This window comes from Streptomyces sp. iso_384 (assembly GCF_056172905.1).
This window is the reverse complement of record NZ_JBWBTT010000001.1, coordinates 3,901,126-3,921,348: the sequence shown is the minus strand read 5'-3', so window position 1 is coordinate 3,921,348 and position 20,223 is coordinate 3,901,126. Positions and strand designations below refer to the sequence as shown.

16 protein-coding genes and 2 pseudogenes are annotated in these 20,223 nt (G+C 71.1%); 11 read left to right on the top strand and 7 right to left on the bottom strand.

Going from position 1 to position 20,223, the window contains the following annotated elements:
- Positions 1 to 28: 28 nt before the first annotated feature.
- Positions 29 to 3,025: a 3-keto-alpha-glucoside-1,2-lyase-like domain-containing protein gene (locus AC0VY3_RS17485; protein ID WP_103511115.1), complete on the top strand. Its 2,997-nt coding sequence runs from the start codon at positions 29 to 31 to the stop codon at positions 3,023 to 3,025.
- A 287-nt stretch (positions 3,026 to 3,312) separates the two neighbouring features.
- Entirely contained in the window at positions 3,313 to 3,870 is a 558-nt protein-coding gene (locus tag AC0VY3_RS17480; protein WP_475549981.1) for an HAD domain-containing protein, read from the top strand.
- A 68-nt stretch (positions 3,871 to 3,938) separates the two neighbouring features.
- Here AC0VY3_RS17480 and AC0VY3_RS17475 read toward each other — a convergent pair whose 3' ends face one another.
- The 4 genes from AC0VY3_RS17475 to AC0VY3_RS17460 form a co-directional block, all read right to left on the bottom strand.
- Positions 3,939 to 4,523: a DUF998 domain-containing protein gene (locus AC0VY3_RS17475; RefSeq protein ID WP_475549980.1), complete on the bottom strand. Its 585-nt coding sequence runs from the start codon at positions 4,521 to 4,523 to the stop codon at positions 3,939 to 3,941.
- A 94-nt stretch (positions 4,524 to 4,617) separates the two neighbouring features.
- Complete coding sequence (locus AC0VY3_RS17470; protein WP_258047301.1) at positions 4,618 to 4,905, bottom strand: DoxX family protein; 288 nt, start codon at positions 4,903 to 4,905, stop codon at positions 4,618 to 4,620.
- Positions 4,906 to 5,122: 217 nt separating this feature from the next.
- Positions 5,123 to 5,935 (bottom strand): alpha/beta fold hydrolase, encoded by an 813-nt coding sequence (locus AC0VY3_RS17465; protein ID WP_475549979.1) that lies wholly within the window; start codon positions 5,933 to 5,935, stop codon positions 5,123 to 5,125.
- Between the two features lie 138 nt (positions 5,936 to 6,073).
- Positions 6,074 to 6,811 (bottom strand): TetR/AcrR family transcriptional regulator, encoded by a 738-nt coding sequence (locus tag AC0VY3_RS17460; protein WP_475549978.1) that lies wholly within the window; start codon positions 6,809 to 6,811, stop codon positions 6,074 to 6,076.
- Between the two features lie 166 nt (positions 6,812 to 6,977).
- Between AC0VY3_RS17460 and AC0VY3_RS17455 the strand changes: the two genes are divergently transcribed.
- The 3 genes from AC0VY3_RS17455 to AC0VY3_RS17445 all read left to right on the top strand — a co-directional run bounded on the left by AC0VY3_RS17455 (position 6,978) and on the right by AC0VY3_RS17445 (position 9,879).
- On the top strand, positions 6,978 to 8,186 hold the full coding sequence (locus AC0VY3_RS17455; RefSeq protein WP_475549977.1) for a saccharopine dehydrogenase family protein: 1,209 nt from the start codon (positions 6,978 to 6,980) through the stop codon (positions 8,184 to 8,186).
- Between the two features lie 132 nt (positions 8,187 to 8,318).
- A complete protein-coding gene (locus tag AC0VY3_RS17450; RefSeq protein WP_103511109.1) occupies positions 8,319 to 8,726 on the top strand; it encodes a YciI family protein in 408 nt (135 codons plus the stop codon).
- A gap of 7 nt (positions 8,727 to 8,733) precedes the next feature.
- Positions 8,734 to 9,879 carry an RNA polymerase sigma factor gene (locus AC0VY3_RS17445; protein WP_475549976.1) on the top strand — a complete coding sequence of 382 codons (1,146 nt, stop codon included), beginning with the start codon at positions 8,734 to 8,736 and terminating at the stop codon, positions 9,877 to 9,879.
- A 211-nt stretch (positions 9,880 to 10,090) separates the two neighbouring features.
- Here AC0VY3_RS17445 and AC0VY3_RS17440 read toward each other — a convergent pair.
- Positions 10,091 to 11,458 (bottom strand): annotated as a pseudogene (locus AC0VY3_RS17440) (glycoside hydrolase family 6 protein); the annotation flags it as partial.
- A 573-nt stretch (positions 11,459 to 12,031) separates the two neighbouring features.
- On the opposite strand from AC0VY3_RS17440, the gene AC0VY3_RS17435 reads away from it, so the two are divergent.
- Positions 12,032 to 13,168 carry a PQQ-dependent sugar dehydrogenase gene (locus AC0VY3_RS17435; protein WP_475549975.1) on the top strand — a complete coding sequence of 379 codons (1,137 nt, stop codon included), beginning with the start codon at positions 12,032 to 12,034 and terminating at the stop codon, positions 13,166 to 13,168.
- A gap of 109 nt (positions 13,169 to 13,277) precedes the next feature.
- Here AC0VY3_RS17435 and AC0VY3_RS17430 read toward each other — a convergent pair whose 3' ends face one another.
- A complete protein-coding gene (locus AC0VY3_RS17430; RefSeq protein ID WP_103511106.1) occupies positions 13,278 to 13,889 on the bottom strand; it encodes an XRE family transcriptional regulator in 612 nt (203 codons plus the stop codon).
- Positions 13,890 to 13,980: 91 nt separating this feature from the next.
- Here AC0VY3_RS17430 and AC0VY3_RS17425 point away from each other — a divergent pair, with 91 nt between their 5' ends.
- The gene (locus tag AC0VY3_RS17425; RefSeq protein ID WP_475549974.1) at positions 13,981 to 15,699 is read left to right on the top strand and encodes an MFS transporter; all 1,719 of its coding nucleotides are present in this window, start codon (positions 13,981 to 13,983) and stop codon (positions 15,697 to 15,699) included.
- Between the two features lie 59 nt (positions 15,700 to 15,758).
- On the opposite strand, the pseudogene AC0VY3_RS17420 reads toward AC0VY3_RS17425, so the two are convergent.
- Positions 15,759 to 17,101: pseudogene (locus AC0VY3_RS17420) on the bottom strand (MFS transporter).
- A 125-nt stretch (positions 17,102 to 17,226) separates the two neighbouring features.
- On the opposite strand from AC0VY3_RS17420, the gene AC0VY3_RS17415 reads away from it, so the two are divergent.
- From AC0VY3_RS17415 to AC0VY3_RS17400, 4 genes are all read left to right on the top strand, one after another.
- A complete protein-coding gene (locus tag AC0VY3_RS17415) occupies positions 17,227 to 18,162 on the top strand; it encodes a LysR family transcriptional regulator (protein WP_103511104.1) in 936 nt (311 codons plus the stop codon).
- Positions 18,163 to 18,294: 132 nt separating this feature from the next.
- Complete coding sequence (locus AC0VY3_RS17410) at positions 18,295 to 19,014, top strand: HD domain-containing protein (RefSeq protein ID WP_103511103.1); 720 nt, start codon at positions 18,295 to 18,297, stop codon at positions 19,012 to 19,014.
- Positions 19,011 to 19,757 carry a GlxA family transcriptional regulator gene (locus tag AC0VY3_RS17405; protein WP_475549973.1) on the top strand — a complete coding sequence of 249 codons (747 nt, stop codon included), beginning with the start codon at positions 19,011 to 19,013 and terminating at the stop codon, positions 19,755 to 19,757. Before AC0VY3_RS17410 ends, AC0VY3_RS17405 begins: the two co-directional genes overlap by 4 nt.
- A complete protein-coding gene (locus tag AC0VY3_RS17400; protein ID WP_475549972.1) occupies positions 19,739 to 20,020 on the top strand; it encodes a helix-turn-helix domain-containing protein in 282 nt (93 codons plus the stop codon). The genes AC0VY3_RS17405 and AC0VY3_RS17400 overlap by 19 nt, the downstream gene beginning before the upstream one ends.
- Positions 20,021 to 20,223: the final 203 nt, after the last annotated feature.

The following is a 20,223-nucleotide window of genomic DNA, read 5'->3' as shown; positions in this document are numbered from 1 at the left end:
CCCTCGCCGCGAGGGGCCAGGAGGAAGAATGCATCCACGGCCGCTCCACCGTCGCCGCAGACATCTCACCGGTCTGCTGGTCTCCGCGTTCCTCGTCGGCGCCTTCTCCGCCGTACCGGCCACAGCCGCGCCGGCGCCGCGGGACGAACTGCCGCCGCAGGAGCCGGGCGTCACCCTGCGCGTCTTCGATGTGCAGGTCCCCCTCGGCGAACTGTGCGACATCAAGGCCGGGCAGACGCCGAACGTCGACAAGCTGATGCCCGAGATCGACTGGAGCTCGCCGGACGACTTCGGCTTCGGCGACCACTTCGTCTCCCAGGTCACCGCCAACCTCGCCGTTCCCGAGGACGGTGCGTACGCCTTCCGGCTGACCAGCGACGACGGTTCGCGGCTGCGGATCGACGACTCCACCGTCATCGACCACGACGGGCTGCACGGCGCAGAACCCAAGGACGGCTCCGTCGAATTGACGGAGGGTCACCACGCGCTGCGGATCGACCACTTCGACCGTACGGGCGGACAGCAGATCACCTTGGAGTGGAAGCCGCCCGGCGCCGGGGACTTCGCCGTCGTGCCGAACTCCGTGCTGAGCACCGACGCCGATGTCGTACGGGTGACGGCGCCGGGCCGCAAGGAGTGCGAGGGCGCTCTCGACTCCCCCGGCGACGGGCTGCCCCTGACCGAGGTGCACCCGGACTACGCGCTCACCGATCTGCGCCCCGCGGGCTTCGAGCCGCAGGTCACCGCGATGGACTGGCTGCCCGACGGCCGGCTCGCCGTGACCACCTGGGGCGGCACGGACAACGAAACCGGAGAGGTCCATCTCCTCGACGGCGTCCAGGGCGAGACCGGTCCCGGCGGTGTGACGGCGAAGAAGGTGGCCGAGGGTCTCAAGGAGCCCATGGGCATCAAGGCCGTCGACGGCAAGCTGTACGTCTCGCAGAAGCACGAACTCACCGAGCTCACCGACTCCGACGGCGACGACGTGACCGATGAGCAGCGGACGGTCGCGACCTGGCCGTACGGCGGGAACTTCCACGAGTTCGCCTTCGGCCTGCTCTACCGGGACGGGTACTTCTATCTGAACCTGTCCGTGGCGATCAACCTGGGCGGGGCGACGACCGATCCACAGCCGGCGCCGAACCGCGGATCGACCATCAAGGTGAACAAGGAGACCGGTGAGGTCGACTACGTCGCCGGTGGCCTGCGTACGCCCAACGGCATCGGCTGGGGGCCCGAGGGCGACATGTTCGTGCTCGACAACCAGGGCGGCTGGCTGCCCTCCTCGAAGCTGCTCCACATCAAGCAGGACCGGTTCTTCAACCACTACACCAACCCGGCGGGCCCGTTCGACGCGAAGCCGGTCACCAAACCGGTGCTGTGGTTGCCGCAGAACGAGATAGCCAACTCCCCCAGTACGCCCCTGCAGTTGACCGAGGGCCGGTTCGCCGGGCAGATGCTGTTCGGCGACGTCACGTACGGCGGGATCCAGCGCGCCTACCTGGAGAAGGTCGACGGCGAGTACCAGGGCGCGGTCTTCCGCTTCACCCAGGGCCTGGAGGCGGGCGTCAACCGGATCAGCATGGGCCCGGACGGCGCGATCTACGCCGGCGGGCTCGGCGCGGGCGGCAACTGGGGCCAGGAGGGCAAGCTGACCTACGGGCTCCAGAAGCTCTCCCCCAGCGGTGACAAGGCCTTCGACATCCTGGCCATGCGCGCGAAGCCCGGCGGTTTCGAGCTGGAGTACACCGAGCCGCTCTCCGAGGAGACGGCCGCGAAGCTCGCCGAGAGCTACCAGGTCGCTCAGTGGACGTACGCCCCCACGCCGCAGTACGGCGGGCCCAAGATCGACGAGGAGTCGCTCGCCGTCAGCGCGGCCACACTCTCCGAGGACGGCAGGAAGGTCACGCTGACCATCCCGGGGCTCAAGGCGAACCGCGTGGTCCACGTCCGCTCGCCGCGCCCCTTCAGCTCCGCCGACGGTACGGAGCTGTGGAGCACCGAGGCCTGGTACACGCTCAACTCGCTGCCGGGCGACCAGCCTCCGGCCACCCGGTACGAGGCGGAGGAGGGCGCCCTCACCGGAGGCGCGGGCGTCGACACCGAGCACGCGGGCTACTCCGGCGGCGGATTCGTCGACAACTTCGGCGAGGAGGGCGCGGCGGTCACCTTCGATGTGGAGGCCGGTGAGGCGGGTCCGTACGACGTGGGTCTGCGCTACTCCAACGGGCCGAACCCGGCTCCCGGCACCAAGACGGTGAGCGTCCACGTCAACGGCGAGAAGGTGCGGCAGATCGAGCTGCTGTCCACCACCGACTGGAAGACCTGGTCGACGGGGACCGAGCAACTGGAGCTGCGTGAGGGCCGCAACACGATCACGTACTCGTACGACAGTGGCGACACCGGTCATGTGAACCTGGACATGATCACCGTCCATCCGAAGGGCGCCCGTGTCCAGCTCTTCGACGGCACGGACCAGGCGGCCTGGCAGCATCCGGACGGCCGCACGCCCGAATGGCCGGTGAGCGATGGGGAGATGGAGATATCCGGCGGGGACCTGCGGACCAAGCAGGGCTTCCAGGACTTCCGTGCGCATGTCGAGTTCTGGCTGCCGAATCTCCCGCCGGACGTGACCGGCCAGGATCGCGCCAACAGCGGTGTGTACCTGCAGGAGCGTTACGAGGTGCAGATCCTGGACTCGTACGGTGACACCACGCTCGCCGACAACGAGGCCGGGGCGATCTACACCAAGAAGGCTCCCGATGTGAACGCCGCCACGGCGCCGGAGACCTGGCAGACGTACGACATCACCTTCCGCGCCGCCCGCTACGACGCCTCGGGCAACAAGACGGAGGACGCCCGGATCTCCGTCGTGTGGAACGGCGTCACCGTCCACGACGACGTGGCGGTCGACGGTGCGACCGGCGGCGGGGCGGCCGAGGGTCCGACGGCCGGGGCGATCAAGCTCCAGGACCACGGAAGCAAGATCCGCTACCGCAATGTGTGGGTCGAGCCGCTCGGCTAGGGCGTGTCCGGGCAGGGTTTCGGGGCGACAGCGGGTTGCTGTCGCCCCGGAGCCGTCCGTGACGGCGTTCGCGCCGCGTGCCGCCCGGTTCTGACGGCGGATCCGTGGGCGGAAGGCTGTGGGCGGAAGGCTGTGCGCGGTGGAACCGTGGGCGGTGGAACCGTGGGCGGTGGAGCCGTGGGCGGTGGAGCCGTGGGCGGTGGAGCCGTGGGCGGAAGGCTGTGGGCGGAAGGCTGTGGGCGGTGGAGCCGTGCGCCGCGTTTCGGGTCCGTCGCTATCGTGCTCCCGTGAATCCCACCGCGCCGTGTCCGCTGTTGTTCCTCGACGTCGACGGGCCGCTCATCCCCTTCGGCGCGTCAGCCCACCCGTACCCGACCTACGAGGCGGGCCCCGAGAGCCCTGGCACCGGCGCGAATCCGCTCCTGACCAGGATCGACCCCCGGCACGGACCGCGACTCAGGGCGCTGCCCTGCGAGCTCGTCTGGGCGACGACCTGGATGGAGGACGCGAACACCTGGATCGCCCCTCGTATCGGCCTCCCTCCCTTGGATGTCGTCCGGTGGCCGGAGCCCTCCGTAGGGGACGGCTCATGCGGAAACGGCGACGAGGATGAGGACGAGAGGAACGGGCTCCACTGGAAGACCCGGGTTCTCGTGGCGCGAGCCGCGGGCCGTCCCTTCGTCTGGGTCGACGACGAGATCACCGGCACCGACCGGGACTGGGTCTCCGCCCATCACCCGGGCCCCGCGCTGCTTCACCGGGTGGATCCCCGGTCGGGCCTGACGGACAGCGACTACGCGTCCATCGACGCCTGGCTGCGGCGCGGGCACGTTGGGCGTCGGTGAGTCGCACCGGACTCCTGCCTGGTGGCCGGCGCCCCGGCAGGAGGTGGCGTTCCTGCGGTGGCGACTCGTCAGGCCGCCCTTCTGCGGCAGGAGATGACGACCAGAAAGGGCCACAGTGCCTGGACGAACGTCACCACGCGCTCGGCGACGCCGGGCGTGCCATCGCCCTGCAGCTCCGCCACGAACCAGAGAGCGCTCGCGACCATCAACGCGCTCGCGGCAAGGGACACATCGAGTCTCAGCCCCCACGGCACCGGATTCCGCCCCCGGACGGAGGCCAGCGGAGGCCACACCGCCAGCAGCAGGACGCCCACTGTGGCCACCGCCCCGTGCTCCAGCGCCCCGCCGCTGCTCGGCGCCGGCACCAGGGTCAGGGCCAGGGCGCACAGTCCGCCGCCGGCCAGGGCCACCCGCCCGGGCAACGCCGCCTGCCGGAGCGCGTTCGCCGTCAGCACGTAACACGTCCCCAGCACCAGCAGCATCCCTGTCATCAGCCAGTAGCTGGTGGCACCATAGGCGGCCAGCACGCTCAGGGTGTGCCGCGCGGGGTCGTACTCCGGGCCTTGGCGCAGTTGCGCAATCATCCAGGAACCGACCAGAAGCACGGGGGCACAGCCGGAGGAGACCAAGGCCCACCAAGGAGCAGATCGCATCGAGCCAGCATAAATGCGCATATCTTGCTTGCTACTGATCTCCGCGCTGGTCTCCGTACCGATCCCCGCGTCGCGGTCGGCGGGCGCGGGGCGCTCAGGCGGACAGTACGCGCAGGACCAACGCGGCGGCCGCCAGGAGGGCGAGCACCACCGCCGGGGCGATCTCGTAGTCCTTGGCGCGCACGTGGGCGACGACGGCCCCGATGAAGTACAGGAAGACGCCGATGGCGGCGGCCGACCCGGTCAGCGGCACGTCGAGGCCGATCAGGAGGCCGAGGGCGCCCGCCGCCTTGAGCGAGGCGAGCCGGGGGAACCAGGTGTCGGGAACGCCCACCTTGCCCATCGAGGCCGTGATGGCCTCGTTGCGCAGGAACGTCAGCACGGCGGAGGCGCCGATGACTTGGAGCAGGAGCTCTTCGCAGACCTGTCCGTACGCGATCAGGGGGCGCTGCGCCGGCTGCTGGGCAAGCTGCGGACCTCACCGCAGGACTTCAGCTGCACGGAGGACTGAGCTCCGGCGGCCCCCGCAGCTCCGTGGGCGATGAGGCGGCCGCACGGATCGGGTGACCTGTGGAGCGTCGGGGCCGAGTATCGGCCGGTCAGAGCACCGTGCCGTCGGAAGTCCCCGTTTCCGCCTTCGCCCGCCTGATCGGCATCATCGTCTCCACCGCGTCCTGCGCGAGATGGTCGAGGATCAAGCGGTTGACCAGAGCCGCCTTCTCCAGCGGAACCAGATGGGACGCGCCGGGCACGATCGCGAGCTGTGCGTCCGGGATCGCGCGGTGGAGGGCGATCGTGTGTTCCGGCGTCATCAGGTCGTCGTCGCCGGCCATGACGAGGGTGGGCGCCGCGACCCGGGCCAGCTCCTCGGTCGTGAGCGTCGGCTGGGTGCGCCACATGTCGATCACCTTCGCGGCCACCACCGGCCAGTGGCTCGCGCCGTCCGGTGCGACGGGCTCGTACAGTTCCCGGAAGAAGGCGAGGTCGGGCCCCTCCGGCGTCATCGCGTCGAGCATCGACGGCTCGACGAAACACTCGGGACCCGGACGGAAGTTGGCGCCGATCGCCACGACCTTGCGCACGAGGTCGGGCCGGGCCATGGCGACGAGCAGCGCGACCACTCCCCCGTCGCTCCAGCCCACCAGATGCGCCGGTCCCTCGACGACCTGCTCCAGGAAGGCCACGGTGTCCTCGGCCATGTCCTGGTACGTCAGCGGCCCCGCCACATCGGCCGTGTGCCCGTGGGCGCGGCGTTCCGGCAGGAGGACGCGGTAGGCGGCGGCGAGGTCGGCGCGCTGTGCGCCCCATGTGTCGTTGGTGCAGAAGCCGCCGTGCAGCAGGACCAGCGGGTCGCCGGTCCCCTCGGTCTCGTACCAGGTCCTGACACCTGGAAGGTCCGCGTACTCACCCATCGCCCAGGCCTCTCCGGGTTGCTGTCGTCTCCGGCCAGTCTGCGCCGCGGCCCCGGGGTCCGCCAGGTGGGACCGTACGGCAGCCACCGAGCGGTCCCGGCCGGACGGTCCCGGTCGGACGGTCCCGGTCGAGCGGCTTCAGTCGGCGCCCGCGTCGTCCGGGCCGCTTCCGTGCCGCGCGCGCCGGACGCTCGCCGCCGCGCTGTCGAGGAGCATCTCCAGCGCCGTCGGGTAGGCGCTGTCGTTCATTCTCGCCACCAGCAGCGGCGCGGTGGCGGCGATGTTCGGGTGGGTCTCCGCGGGCAGCCGGGCGTAGGTGGCGCGCCAGACCCGCTCGTCGGCGGCGCGTGCCGCTTCGGGCAGGGCCAGGCTCGCGGCATCCAGTGCGGCGAAGGCGAGTGCCTGGTCGACGAACGCCTGGTAGACGCGGACGACGTCCGTGTCGGGCAGTCCGGTGGACCGCAGGATGCCGAGGACCGCCTCGTCGCCGGCGATCTCGTTGGCCCGGCCGCTGACCCGGCTGGCGGTCAGCACCGCGGCCTCCGGGTGGGCGAGGTAGGCGGTGTGGATGCGCAGGCCCACCTCGCGCAGGTCGTTCCGCCACTCGCCACCGGGCCGCCATCCCCGCATCGCGCGGCCGATCAGCTCGTCGGCGATCGCCAGGGTCAGGTCGTCGATGCCGCGGAAGTAGCGGTAGAGCGTGCTCGGGTCGGCGCCCAGGGCGATACCCAGGCGCCGCACGGTCAGCCCGTCCCTGCCGTGTTCGTGGAGCATGCGCAGCGCCGTCTCGACGATCAGCCGCTGGGTGACGACCACGCCCTGCTTGGTCGGCCTTCTGCGCCGGCGCCCCTCCTCCGGAACCACTTCTTTCGCCATCGGAGCCCCTCTGCCGGACTGGTTCCGGTCTCGGCGTAGGTGTGGACCTGTCGGATTCCGAGCTTATGCCAACAGCGTTGACGTTACTCAAGTGCGCCCCTTTCATGGACGAATCCAAGGGCATCGGGCCGCACGGCCCGGCCCATCGACGAAAGGCACATCCGCCATGCGCGTACTGCTCGTCGGCGCAGGTGGCGTGGGTACGGCGATCACCAGGATCGCCGCCCGCCGCTCGTTCTTCGACCACATGATCGTCACCGACTACGACCTCTCCCGGGCCGAGGCCGCGGTGGCCGCGCTCGGCGAGGAGCAGGCCCGGTTCACCGCGCTGCGCATCGACGCCTCGGACAGGGAGGCGGTCACCGCCCTGCTCACCGAGCAGCGGTGCGACATCCTCGTGAACGCCACCGACCCCCGGTTCGTGATGCCGTTGTTCGAGGCGGCGCTGGCCGCGGGGGTCGACTATCTGGACATGGCCATGTCCCTCTCATCGCCGCATCCGGAGCGCCCGTACGAGGAGTGCGGGGTCAAGCTCGGCGACGGGCAGTTCGAGCGCGCCGCCGCGTGGGAGGAGGCCGGCCGGCTCGCGCTCGTCGGGGTGGGCGTCGAGCCGGGGCTCTCCGATGTCTTCGCCCGGTACGCCGCGGACGAGTTGTTCGACACGATCGAGGAGATCGGTGTCCGCGACGGCGCGAATCTCACCGTCGAGGGCTACGACTTCGCTCCGTCGTTCTCGATCTGGACCACCATCGAGGAGTGTCTGAACCCGCCGGTGGTCTGGGAGAAGGACCGCGGCTGGTTCACCACGGCCCCGTTCAGCGAGCCGGAGGTATTCGACTTCCCCGAGGGCATCGGGCCGGTGGAATGCGTCAACGTCGAGCACGAGGAGGTCCTGCTGATCCCGCGCTGGGTGGAATCCCGGCGGGTCACCTTCAAGTACGGGCTGGGCGACGACTTCATCGACACCCTCAAGACGCTCCACAAGCTCGGTCTGGACCGTACGCACAAGGTGAGCGTGCCCGGCGGTGACGTGTCGCCGCGCGATGTGGTCGCGGCCTGCCTGCCGGATCCGGCCTCGCTCGGCGACCGTATGCACGGCAAGACCTGTGCCGGCACCTGGGTGAAGGGCACCAAGGACGGCGCGCCTCGCGAGGTGTACCTCTACCACGTGGTCGACAACCAGTGGTCGATGCGGGAGTACGGCTCCCAGGCCGTGGTCTGGCAGACGGCCATCAACCCGGTGATCGCCCTGGAGCTCGTGGCGAACGGCGTGTGGAGCGGCGTGGGTGTGCTCGGCGCCGAGGCCCTGGACCCGCGTCCGTTCCTCGATCTGCTCGTTGCGTACGGGTCCCCGTGGGGCCTGCGGGAGCAGTGATCGCGGGCTCGTTCGCGGCCCGCCGGAAAAAGTCGAGAAGTTTTCGGGCGACGATGTCGAGAACCAGGATCCGGCTCCGTCCCCGTGGTGAGAGCGACCAGAATGGGTCGCACCGCATCGAGGAGTATGACCATGGCCAAGTACCTGCTGCTGAAGCACTACCGCGGAGCCCCGGCCGCGGTCAACGACGTACCGATGGACCGGTGGACGCCCGAGGAGATCTCGGCGCACATGCAGTACATGCAGGACTTCGCGGACCGGCTGGAGAAGACCGGGGAGTTCGTCGACGGTCAGGCGCTCGCCCCCGAGGGTGCGTGGGTCCGGTACGACGGTGAGGGCCGGCCGCCGGTCACCGACGGCCCGTTCGCCGAGACCAAGGACCTCATCGCCGGCTGGATGATCATCGACGTCGACGGCTACGACCGTGCCGTCGAGCTGGCCGGTGAGCTGTCGGCCGCTCCGGGGGCGGGTGGGAAGCCGATCCACGAGTGGCTGGAGGTACGCCCGTTCCTGACCGCGCCGCCCACCGTCACGGAGTGACGCCTCGATGGACGTGGCTCTCCTGCGCAGTCTCACACCGAGCGTCCTCGGGATCCTCGTCCGCCGCGGAGCGGATTTCGCGGCGGCCGAGGACGCCGTGCAGGACGCCCTGGTCGAGGCGGTCCGCGTCTGGCCGGACGAGCAGCCGCGGGACCCGAAGGGCTGGCTGGTCACCGTGGCCTGGCGGCGGTTCCTCGACGCGACCCGGGCCGAGGCCGCCCGCAGGCGGCGGGAGGACCGCGTCGACGAGGATCCCGCGCCGGGACCCGCGCCCGCGACGGACGACACGCTCCAGCTCTACTTCCTGTGCGCCCATCCGTCGCTGACGCCGTCGTCGGCCGTAGCGCTCACGCTGCGTGCCGTCGGCGGGCTGACGACCCGCCAGATTGCCCGGGCCTATCTGGTGCCCGAGGCGACCATGGCGCAGCGCATCAGCCGGGCGAAGCGCACCGTCGCCGGTGTGAGGTTCGATCAGCCCGGCGATGTCGCCACCGTGCTGCGCGTCCTCTATCTGGTCTTCAACGAGGGCTATTCCGGTGATGTCGACCTCGCCGCCGAGGCGATCCGGCTCACCCGGCAGCTCGCGGCCGCGATCGACCACCCGGAGGTGGCGGGGCTGCTCGCCCTGATGCTGCTCCACCACGCCCGGCGCGCCTCCCGGACCGCGCCGGACGGGAGCCTGGTGCCGCTCGCCGAGCAGGACCGGGGGCAGTGGGACACCGTAATGATCGCCGAGGGGGTGGAGATCCTGCAGGCGGCACTCGTCCGCGACCGGCTGGGCGAGTTCCAGGCCCAGGCAGCCATCGCGGCGCTCCACGCCGACGCTCAGGCGGCCGAGGAGACGGACTGGGTGCAGATCGTCGAGTGGTACGACGAGCTGGCGGGCCTGACGGACAGCCCGGTCGTCCGGCTCAACCGGGCGGTGGCCGTCGGCGAGGCCGACGGTCCGCGCGCCGGGCTGGCCGAACTCGCCGCGCTGAGCGAGTCGTTGCCCCGCCACACCGCGGTGGCGGCATATCTCCACGAGCGTGACGGTGATCTGACGACGGCGGCACGGCTCTACGCGGAGGCCGCCCACAAGGCCCCCAACCTCGCCGAGCGCGCCCACCTGACGCGCCAGGCCGCCCGACTCAACACCGGCCGCCCGGGGTGACGGGCCCGGCGCCGCGGCTTCGGGAAACGGCGCGGGCAGGTGGTGACGGAGTCGGGCGGTCGCCCGACCGCGGCGCACCGTACCGCGCTGCACCGCTCACCTCACTGTGCCGCACCCGACGGGGCTGATCCCGTCGGGTGCGGCACGTGCGCCTCGATCGCCGTGGGCCGGTGCCCTGGTGACCTGCCGGCCGGCGCTATCCGCGCTGTGCGCTGCCGCCGTCGAGCGGCGGGTGGGCGTTGCGGAGCAGCTCCTGGAACTGTCCGGAGAACCAGTGCCCGGCCACCGGGGAGTCGGGCAGGGCGCCCGTGAGGTTGAAGCCGTTGCGGCCGTTGCCGGTGTACGTCGGATCGCACATCCGGTCGAAGCCCTTGCCCTCGTCGTTGTCGATGGGCTCGCTGCTGCCGTCGGACTCGCCCGGGGGCTTGGCCCAGACGTAGGCGTCGATCCCCGGCTCGGGTGCAACCGTGGGCCGCTCGCCGACGCCCGCGCCGCTCTGGTTGCACCAGTTGCCCGCGTGGATGCGGCGGTCGGTGCGACTGCCGTCGACATAGGCATCGACGCCGGTCAGCGGTCCGGGGCCGGTGGGCCGGGAGGAGCCGCCCCAGCCGTTGCGGGCCGTGTCGATGAGCATGCCGAGGTCGGCGGCGAAGCCCTGGCGGACCAGTTCGGTGCGCAGCCCCTGGGCGAACGAGAGCTCGTCGACGTAGTAGTTCCAGTCCACCCAGCGCGACTGGCGCACCGTGGTGCCGTTCACGGAGTCGGTCACCGCGAAGTGGGGCTCCCGGAGCGCCGAGTAGTTCGCCGTGTTCACGATGAAGCCGTGTACGTCGGCGACGGTGGCGCCCTCCGTCGTCGCGGCCTTCTTGAACTGCTCGGCCGCGGGGACGAAGTTGGAGTCCCAACCGAGCCAGCCGTGGTGGGCCGCGTCGACGTAGTTGTAGACGTTGGGCAGGGCGCCGAGCGTGTGCAGGGCGTAGCCGATGCCCTTCTCGTAGTTGCCGTTGGCCTTCATCGTGGCGCACTCGGGCGTCGAACCGGCCGTGCCTCCGGCGTTGGTGACGAGGTTGGGCAGCGAGTCCGGTTCGATCAGCGTGACGATGCGCAGACTCGCGTAGGCGGGGTCGCCGAGTATCTCGGCGATGGGGTCGACGTAGTCGTTCTTGTAGCGGTCGAGTTCGGTGGGGCCGAGTTCGCCGTTGGAGGCGAGCGCGGAGCAGTCCCGCCCCGGCAGGTTGTAGACGACGACCTGGAAGAGGTCGGCCCCCTGGCTCACGGCCGTGTCGAGGTGCGCTCGTAAGCCTCGCGCGCCGGGTGTGCCTTCGATGGCGGCGATGCGGTCCATCCAGACGAACGACGGCTCGTTCGCGATGGCTCCGCCGCCGGGTTCCGCGGCGGCCTTGGCGGCCCAGTCGGGGTTCACGTACGCGGTGGCGCCCGCATAGGGGTTGTCGACGCGGACGGCGGCCGACGCCTGTCCGGGGACGGCGACCGCGAGCGATGCGCCCATGATCAGGGCGGACAGTGCGGCGGCCGTCCTTCTGCGCGGTGCGTGCGGGGTGGTGCCTCGGATTCTCATTGCGGCTCCGTGTTCCTCTCGTACGTCCGTCGCGGGTATCGACGGACGGGTTCAGGGGTCCGTGACGCTCGGGAAGGGAGAAGTAGGGGAATCGGGTGGGGGAGGCAGGTGAGGGCGAAGCGGGTGGGGGCGAAGCGGGTGAGGAAGCGCGCTTGTGGGAGCGCTCCCAAACTGACGGTGCATCCGATGACTGTCAAGCATCCCAACGCAATCACCTTGCATTGCGCGGTAGTTGAGGGCAGATGGAGCGCTCCCACCAGGGAGCGAGGACGTCGGCACGCGTGCGTCACCGGTCGGGTTCGCGTCGAGGTTTGGCCGACTACCGACTTGCGAAGGGGGCGGGCCGCCGGGGAACGCACTGCGGAACTCGCCGTGGAGCGCGCCGCGGAGCGTCCTGCGGAAGAAGATGCCGTAACGCTGGTCTAGGCCAGGCCGTGCAAGTCCCCCTATCCTCACCTGTAGCCGGTGACACACCCTTCCCCCACCCAGGTTGCCTGCCGGCTCGTGCCCCCACTCAACTCCGCTCGAGCAGCCGGGTGATCTCCCCCCATTCGCCGCCTCCAGGAGGCCACGGTGAAATTTCGCACCAGAAGCTCGGCGATCATCGGTACGCTCTGCCTCGTCACGTCGTTGGCCTTGGCCACGGCGTCGGCCGACGAGCCCGCCGCCCCGGTTCAACCGGTGAACGCCTCCCTGACCGAAGTGGCCAAGGCCCAGGGCCCGTCCGCCGGCGCGGCCGGCCCCGACGACACGCTGTGGATCGCCGAACGTGCGGGAACCGTAAGGGTCCTGGACGGTTCGGGTCTCGGCTCACCCGTCCTCGACATATCCGACGAGACCACCACCGACGGCGAACGCGGCCTGCTGGGCGTCGCGTTCGACAAGACCTTCGCGCACTTCTACATCTCGTTCACCGACCTCGAAGGCACCAGCACGATCGACGAGTTCGCCGTGGAGGACGGTCAACTCCAGCCGGACACACGGCGGACGGTCCTCACCCAGCCCCAGCCGTACGCGAACCACAACGGCGGCGACATCAAGTTCGGCCCCGACGGCTATCTGTACATCGCCTTCGGCGACGGCGGCTCGGGCGGCGACCCGCACGGCAACGGGCAGAAGCTCGACACCCTGCTCGGCAAGCTGCTTCGGATCGACCCGAGCGGCGGCGAACCGTACGCCATCCCGGCGGACAACCCGTTCGTGGCCGACGCGAACGCGAAGGACGAGATCTGGTCGTACGGGCTGCGCAATCCGTGGCGGTTCTCCTTCGACGCGGACACGGGCGACCTGCTGATCGGCGACGTCGGCCAGAGCGACTGGGAGGAGATCGACTGGGCCCCGGCGGACAGCAAGGGCGGCGAGAACTACGGCTGGTCCTCCATGGAGGGCACGCATCCCTTCCGGGGCGGCACGGAACCCGCGAACCACGTCCCGCCGGTGCACGAGTACGACCGTACGGGGCTCGGGTGCTCGGTGACCGGCGGATTCGTCTACCGCGGCGAGGCGCTCCCGGACCTTCAGGGCAGCTATGTGTTCAGCGACTACTGCGACGGCACCCTGCGTACGCTTCAGATGGCGGACGGCGAGGTGACCGGCGTGGGCGACCTCGGGGTCAGCGCCGGCGAGGTCATCTCCTTCGTGGAGGGCGGTGACGGCGAGCTGTACGTGCTCGGCAGCAATGGCGCCGTCTCCCGCGTCGACCCCGCGTGATTCGCTGAGCTGGTGATTCGCTGATTCCTGCGGGTGGCCGGCCGCACGGGCCGGGGCCCCGCCGGTCGTGATGATCGGTGGGGCCCCGGTCCGCGTACTCCGGCACTCGTCACGGGAGGCTCCGCCCTGGCCGGGCCGGGCGGTCCGCCTTGTCCGTGCCTTCGCCCCGCTGGTGGCCGCGGCGGGCGTCCCGGTCGAAGATGCCCAGCAGCTCGCACGGTCCGCCCTCGGCGCCGATCGCGTGCGGGAGCATCGTGGGGAACTCCGCCGCCTGGTTCGTCTCGATCCGCAGGCGCCGGTTGCCCAGGAGCAGGATCGCGGTGCCGGAAAGGACGACGAGCCACTCACGGCCCGGATGCGCGCGCAGGCGCGCGGGGTTGTCGGGCGGGGGCTCGGTCATGCGCTGGCGGATGACGGTCATGCCGGGTTCCGCCTTGATGGGCCACCGCATCTGACCATGTGCTCCGTCGATCATCGCGTTGGAGACGATGTCGTCGGACGCGGTCTCGACCAACTGGTCGAGGGAGGTGTCCAGGGCGCGGGCGAGGGTGACGAGCTGGTCCAGGGCCAGACGGCGGCGGCCGTTCTCGATGCGGCTGAGTGTGGACTGGCTGACCTTCGCGCGGGCGGCCAGCTCCTCCAGGGACCAGCCCTGGGCCACGCGCAGGGCGCGGATGCGTTTGCGTACCAGGCTGTCCAGCTCACCATCTTCTTGCGTCATAGGCATGATCGTATGCCATTGGAGCAAGTCACGCTTAGCTTCGTTCGTGCTCGGCCCCCGGAAGAAGTGGGCTCGCACGGAAGAGGTATCCATGAGTACGAACCAGCCCGGTCCGGTGCGTGTCGATCCGGACGGCGCACCGCGCCTGTCCGGCGCGGACGAGGGAGAGGGCGTGCTCGATGCGCGCCGACGCCGCACGATCCTGCTCACCGTGTGCCTCGCGCTGATGGCCGTGATCGCCTCGGTCTCGGGCCTCAACGTCGCCCAGCCCGACCTGGCCGTCGCCTTCGACGCCTCGCAGAGCACGATCCTGTGGATCATCAACATCTACACCCTCGGCCTGGCCGCCCTGTTGCTGCCGCTCGGCGCGATCGGCGACCGGCTCGGCCGCAAGCCCGTCCTGGTGGCCGGTCTCGTCGTGTTCGGCGTGGCCGGCGCGGCGGCGGGTCTCGCGCCGTCGGCCGAGGTCATGCTCGGCGCACGGCTGCTCAGCGGGGTGGGCGCGGCGATGATCATGCCCATCACCCTTGCCGTGATCACCACGACGTTCCCCCGGAACGAGCGGGGGCGGGCGATCGGCGTGTGGACCGGGGTCGCCGGAGGCGGAGGCGTACTGGGCATGTTCCTCTCCGCCGCACTGGTCGACGTGGCGAGCTGGCGGTGGCTGTTCGTCCTGCCGCTGATGCTCGGCGCGGCAGCTCTCGTCATGACGCTGCGCTTCGTTCCCGACTCCCGCGAGGTGTCCCGGCACGGGTTCGACGCCGGCGGCGCACTGACCTCGGCCGTGGCCGTGGTCGGGCTCATCTTCGTTCTCCAGGAGGGGCCGGAGCGCGGCTGGTCCTCACCCGTGACACTGGTCGGCCTCGCTGTCGGAGTACTCGCCGCCATCGGCTTCGTGGCCCAGGAGCTGCGCCGCGGGGATACCGCGCTCCTGGACGTACGTCTGTTCCGCGAGCGCGCACTGGCCGGGGGCTCGGTCACGCTTCTCGTCGTCTTCGGCGTCCAGGCGGGCATCTTCGTGGTCCTGTTCCCGTTCCTCCAGGCCGTCCTCGGCTGGTCGGGGCTGCTGTCCACGCTGGCCCTCATGCCCATGGCCGTCCTGATGATGATGGCCTCGGGCCTCGCACCCCACCTGACCGTACGGACCGGCGCCCGCGCGACCATGGCCACGGGCATCCTGCTGGCCGGAGCGGGGCTCGCGCTGATGGCAGGGATCGTCTCCGTGGACGGCGGCTACCTGTCCGTGCTGCCCGGCATGCTGGCGATGGGCCTGGGCATGGGGCTGGCGATGACGCCTTCCACCGAAGCCATCACCGGTGCGCTGCCCCGAGAGCGCCAGGGGGTCGCGTCCGCGCTGAACGACGTGACCCGGGAGTTCGGCACCGCGCTCGGGGTCGCCCTGCTCGGTGCGCTGCTGTCCTCCGGCTATCGCGGCGCCATCGACTCGCGGCTCGCCGATGCCCCCGACGGCCCGGCCGACAGCGCGCGCGAAGGCGTCGCCAACGCCGTCGAGGCGGCGGACGGAGCCGGCCCGTACACACAGGAGCTGATCCGCGCCGCGCGGCAGTCGTTCGTCGACGGCTGGCAGAACGCCATGTGGGCCGGGGTCGCCGTCATGGCCGCTCTGTTCGTCTATGTGCTGCTCCGGGGGCCGGTGCGTCGGGCCCACGCCGCAGAAAACCTCCACCTCGCGGAGAGCCCTCACCCTCCGGAGAGCCCTCGCACAGCGGAGGGCACTCGCACTGCGGAGGGCACTTCGCGGCCTGCCGGCCCGGACGCCCCGGAACGGGCCGACGCGGCCGCTTCCTGAATCCGGGCCGGGCGGGCGGCTCGGGCCGTGGACGGCGTCCGGGCCGGCTCGGGCCGTGGTCAGTGGCCGGAGCCCGGCGCGCCCGCTCGGGCCGTAATCAGGGCCGGCTCCTCCGGGCCGCTGGTACGGGGCCGGCCCTGGCCCTCGCCCCCACGCGGCAGCAGCCACGGCGTCGCGAGCAGCAGCACGCCGGCGACGCCGATCGCGATGCGCGCGTCGGTGAGGGCCGCCAGGACGCCCCACAGAGCGGTCAGCAACGCGATCGCCCCGACACCGGTCACCTGCCAGGCCGTCAGGACCCGGCCCACCCGGTCGGCCGGCACCCGCTGGAGGCGTTCCGTCGCGAACAGCGGGTTGAACACGCCCATGCAGGTGATCAGGGCCAGTTCGACGGCGATGACCAGGAGCACTCCGCCGGTCCCGGGCATGACGAAGAACAGCCCGACGGGCCACAGGGCCCGCAGGACCCCGGAAGTCCTCAGCACGCGGCGTCGTCCGTAGCGGGCTTCCAGACGCGGTGCGGCCTGGGCGCCGACGAACCCGCCGACGCAGGGCAGGCCGAACGCGAGCCCGTAGGTCCAGGCGGCCCAGCCCAGGTCGTCCAGCAGCAGGACCGCCATCAGCGGTTCGGTGGCCATGATCAGGGCGTTGACGGCCACGGTGTTCCGGAACAGCGGGCGCAGCAGCGGGTCCGCGTGGATGAACCTCCAGCCCTGGACCAGGTCCGCGGCCCGCAACTTCTCGGTCCGGGCGCGCTCGGGATCGGCCTCCTTCTGCCGGATCGCACCGATCCCGAGCGCGGACAGCAGGAACCCGACGACGTTGGCGATCACCGTGACGACGGGGCCGAACAGGCTGATCGCCGCGCCGCCCAGGGTCGGGCCGACCGCCGTCGCGGTCCAGGTGGTCGTCTCGAAACGGCCGTTGGCGACCAACAGATGATCCGGGCGCACGAGCTGCTTGAGATACGCGCCGGCGGCGGAGGTGAACGCGATGTTCGCCGCCGCACCGATCACGGAGACGGTCAGCAGCTGGGTGTAGGTCAGCATGCCGGTGAAGTGGGCGAGCGGATCGTCAGCAGGGCGCCGAACCGTACGAGGTCGGTGACGACCATGACCGGCTTCTTGCGCCGGGTCTCGGCCCAGGGGCCGAGCGGAAGCGCGAGGAGCGCTCCGACGGCGAGGCCGGCGGCCGCCAGCGCAGAGACCTCGGCCGGGCCGACGTGCAGCACCTGGATCGCGATCAGCGGGAACGCGCCGAATCCCAGCCAGGTGCCGGCCGTGGAGGCGCTGAACACGGCCCACAGCCATCCGAACGAACGCCCCAGCTCCGGCCGTGCCCTCTCTTGCCCCTCGGGCTCTTCCCTTGCCGGCTCCTGCCCCGCCGACTGTTGCCCTGCCATGAATCAACCTTCCGTCACAACCGATCGTTGACGGTGGGATTCGACCAGCCGAGCATGCCTGTGATCCAACAACCGTGTCGTCGGTGAGCCACAACCGACAGTTGAGGGGGCATAGGGTTCGGGGCGTGGACATCGAAGCCGTACGCACCTTCGTCACCGTCGCGGACACCGGACAGTTCCAGGAAGCCGCCGTGGACCTGCGCATCAGCCAGCAGGCCGTCTCCAAGCGCGTGGCGGGTCTGGAGCGCGCGCTCGGGGTGACATTGTTCGTCCGCACCGCCCGTGGGGCCCGCCCCACTCCGGACGGACAGGCCTTCCTCCCGCACGCCCGCGAGGTCCTGCGGGCCGTGGAGCGGGCCGCCGCCTCGGTGCGGCCCGGGGACCGGATGCTGCGTGTGGACGTGCTCCATCGGCGTATCGCCCCGGCACTGGCCGTACGCGGCTTCTACCAGGCGCACCCGGGCACGGACCTGGATGTGGTGACCCTCGCCGACGCGAACGTGGCCGGGGCGGCCGAGGCCGTGCGGGCCGGCGAGGTCGACGCGACCTTCCGCGCCGTGCCCGCGGGTACGCTGCCCGAAGGGATCGGCGCCGAGCGCGTCCTGGACGATCCGTTGCAGCTTCTCGTCGGGCCGCGCCACCCGCTGGCCGCCGCCCGGTCGTTGGCCCCGGCGGACCTGGCCGGGCACCGGATCTGGATCCCGGGCATCAAACGGGGCACCGAGTGGGCCGCCTACTACGACGAGCTCGCGGAGGACTTCGGTCTGCGCGTCGACGCGGTCGGGCCGGACTTCGGAACCGAGGCGCTGATGGACTCGATCGCCGACTCCGCCGCGCTGGCCACCCTCGTCGGGTCCCGGGACAGATATGTCTGGCCGACCACCCATGACCTGCGGCGGATCCCGGTCGTGGGGCCGACACCGGTCTATCCGCACACGCTCCTGTACCGGACGGACAACCTGCACCCGGTACTGGCGGCGCTGCGCAGATACCTCGTGCGGGTGCGGCCGGAGCCGCCGGCCGACGTATGGACTCCGGCCTGGACCCAAGCCATGTCCTGATCTGTGGGATGTACGGCCCTCGGGACATGGCGTGCTCCGTGCCGGAAGCCGATGCTGGAGTGAGCGGCCGGATCCTCGGCCATGTGGGGCATTCCGGATGTTCCGGAAGAAGACAGGAAGGGGTGGAGACTCATGGCCACCGATTTGTCGACCGGCCCGTCGAACCGCACGTCCGGCCACACGCCGACCGGCGCCTCGACGGGCGCCTCGACCGGTACATCGCTCACGTCCCGCGTACGCGTTCCGGACACCACGCTCGCCCGGGAGGCGACCGAGCTGGTGCGGGACACCACCAGTGAGCTGATCTACCACCACTCGTGCCGCGTCTACTGGTTCGGGGCCCTTCAGGGGCAGCACCGCGATCTGAGCTTCGATCCCGAACTGCTCTATGTGGGCGCCCTGTTCCATGATCTCGGTCTGGCCGAGCCCTTCCGCTCCAGCGGTCGGCGGTTCGAGGTGGACAGTGCGGACGAGGCGCGTCGCTTCCTCCAGGCCCACGGGGTTCCGGAGGACAGCGTGCGGCGGGTCTGGACCGCCATCGCCCTGCACACCACTCCGGGCATCCCGGCCTTCATGGAGCCCGAGGTGGCCCTGGTGACCGCCGGGGTCGAGTACGACGTACTCGGTATCGGGTACGAGGACCTCGCACCGGCCGACCGGGCGGAGATCGTCGCGCTCCACCCCCGGCCGGACTTCAAACAGCGGATCCTCGGGGCGTTCACCGACGGCATCCGTCCGAAGCCGGAGACGACGTTCGGCAACGTCAAGGCCGATGTCCTGGAGCACTACGTCCCCGGCTTCGAACGCGGCGACTTCGTCCGCACCATCCTCGACTCCCCCTGGCCCGAATGACCGGGGCCGCCCGCCCCCACCTGGTGGCCGTCGTGGCGTTCGACGGCGTTCAGCTCCTCGACGTCACCGGCCCGGCGGAGGTGTTCTCCACGGCCAACGGCCACGGGGGCCGCTACGACGTCCGGATCGTCTCGGTGACCGGCAAGGACGTCCGGACCTCCGGCGGGGTGAGGCTGGGGGTCGAGGGGACCCTGGACAGTCTCCCGGGGCGGCTCGGAACGCTGCTGGTGCCGGGCCGACGGGACTGGCGGCGGGCGGTGGCCGACGCCGAGCTGACGGCCGGGGTACGGGATCTCGCCGAGCGGTCCCGCCGGGTGGCGTCCGTGTGCGCGGGCGCGTTCGTACTGGCCGAGGCAGGTCTCCTGAACGGCCGCAGAGCGGCGACGCACTGGCGGCTGGCCGGTGAACTGGCCGCCGCCTACCCCGCGGTGACGGTCGAGGCCGACCCCCTCTTCGTACGCGACGGGCCCGTGATCACTTCGGCGGGCATCACCGCGGGCATGGACCTGGCGCTGTCCCTGGTGGAGGAGGACCACGGAGCCGATCCGGCCCGGGACACCGCGCGGGAGCTCGTGGTGTTCATGGCCAGACCGGGCGGCCAGTCCCAGTTCAGCGCCCGGCTGCGGCCCCGTGAGGCGACGCATCCCGCCGTGCGGGCAGCCATGGACGCGGTGAGCGCCGACCCGGCCGGCACTCCCCGGCCGCACTGGCCCGGCGCGGCAAGGTGTCCGCCCGGCATCTGAGCCGGCTGTTCCGCAACGAGACCGGGCTCACGCCCGCCCAGTACGTCGAGTCCGTACGTCTGGAGGCCGCCCAAACCCTGCTGGCCTCGGGCACCGATCCCGTCGAGGTGGTGGCCGACGGGGCGGGGTTCGGATCGGCCGAGACGATGCGCCGGGCGTTCCAGCAGACGCTGGGCCTCTCCCCCACCCACTACCGGGCCCGGTTCCGGACGACAACTACGGCGGCGGGCCCGGCGGGGACACCGGCACGGGCGGGCGGCTGAAGCTCGCGTGGCGCGGGCGTACCTGGGAGAACCGCTCGGCATGGTGGACGACTCTCAGCCACGGATTCTGCATCGTCCCCGGGGCCCCTTCGAGCTCGACGACGAGGGGCGCACGGACCATCTCGGCTGACGGCCGCGCCGAGCCGCTTCCTCGGTGCGCCGGGTTCGCCTCGGCGCGCGGCCCGGTACGGCGTCGGCCCGCC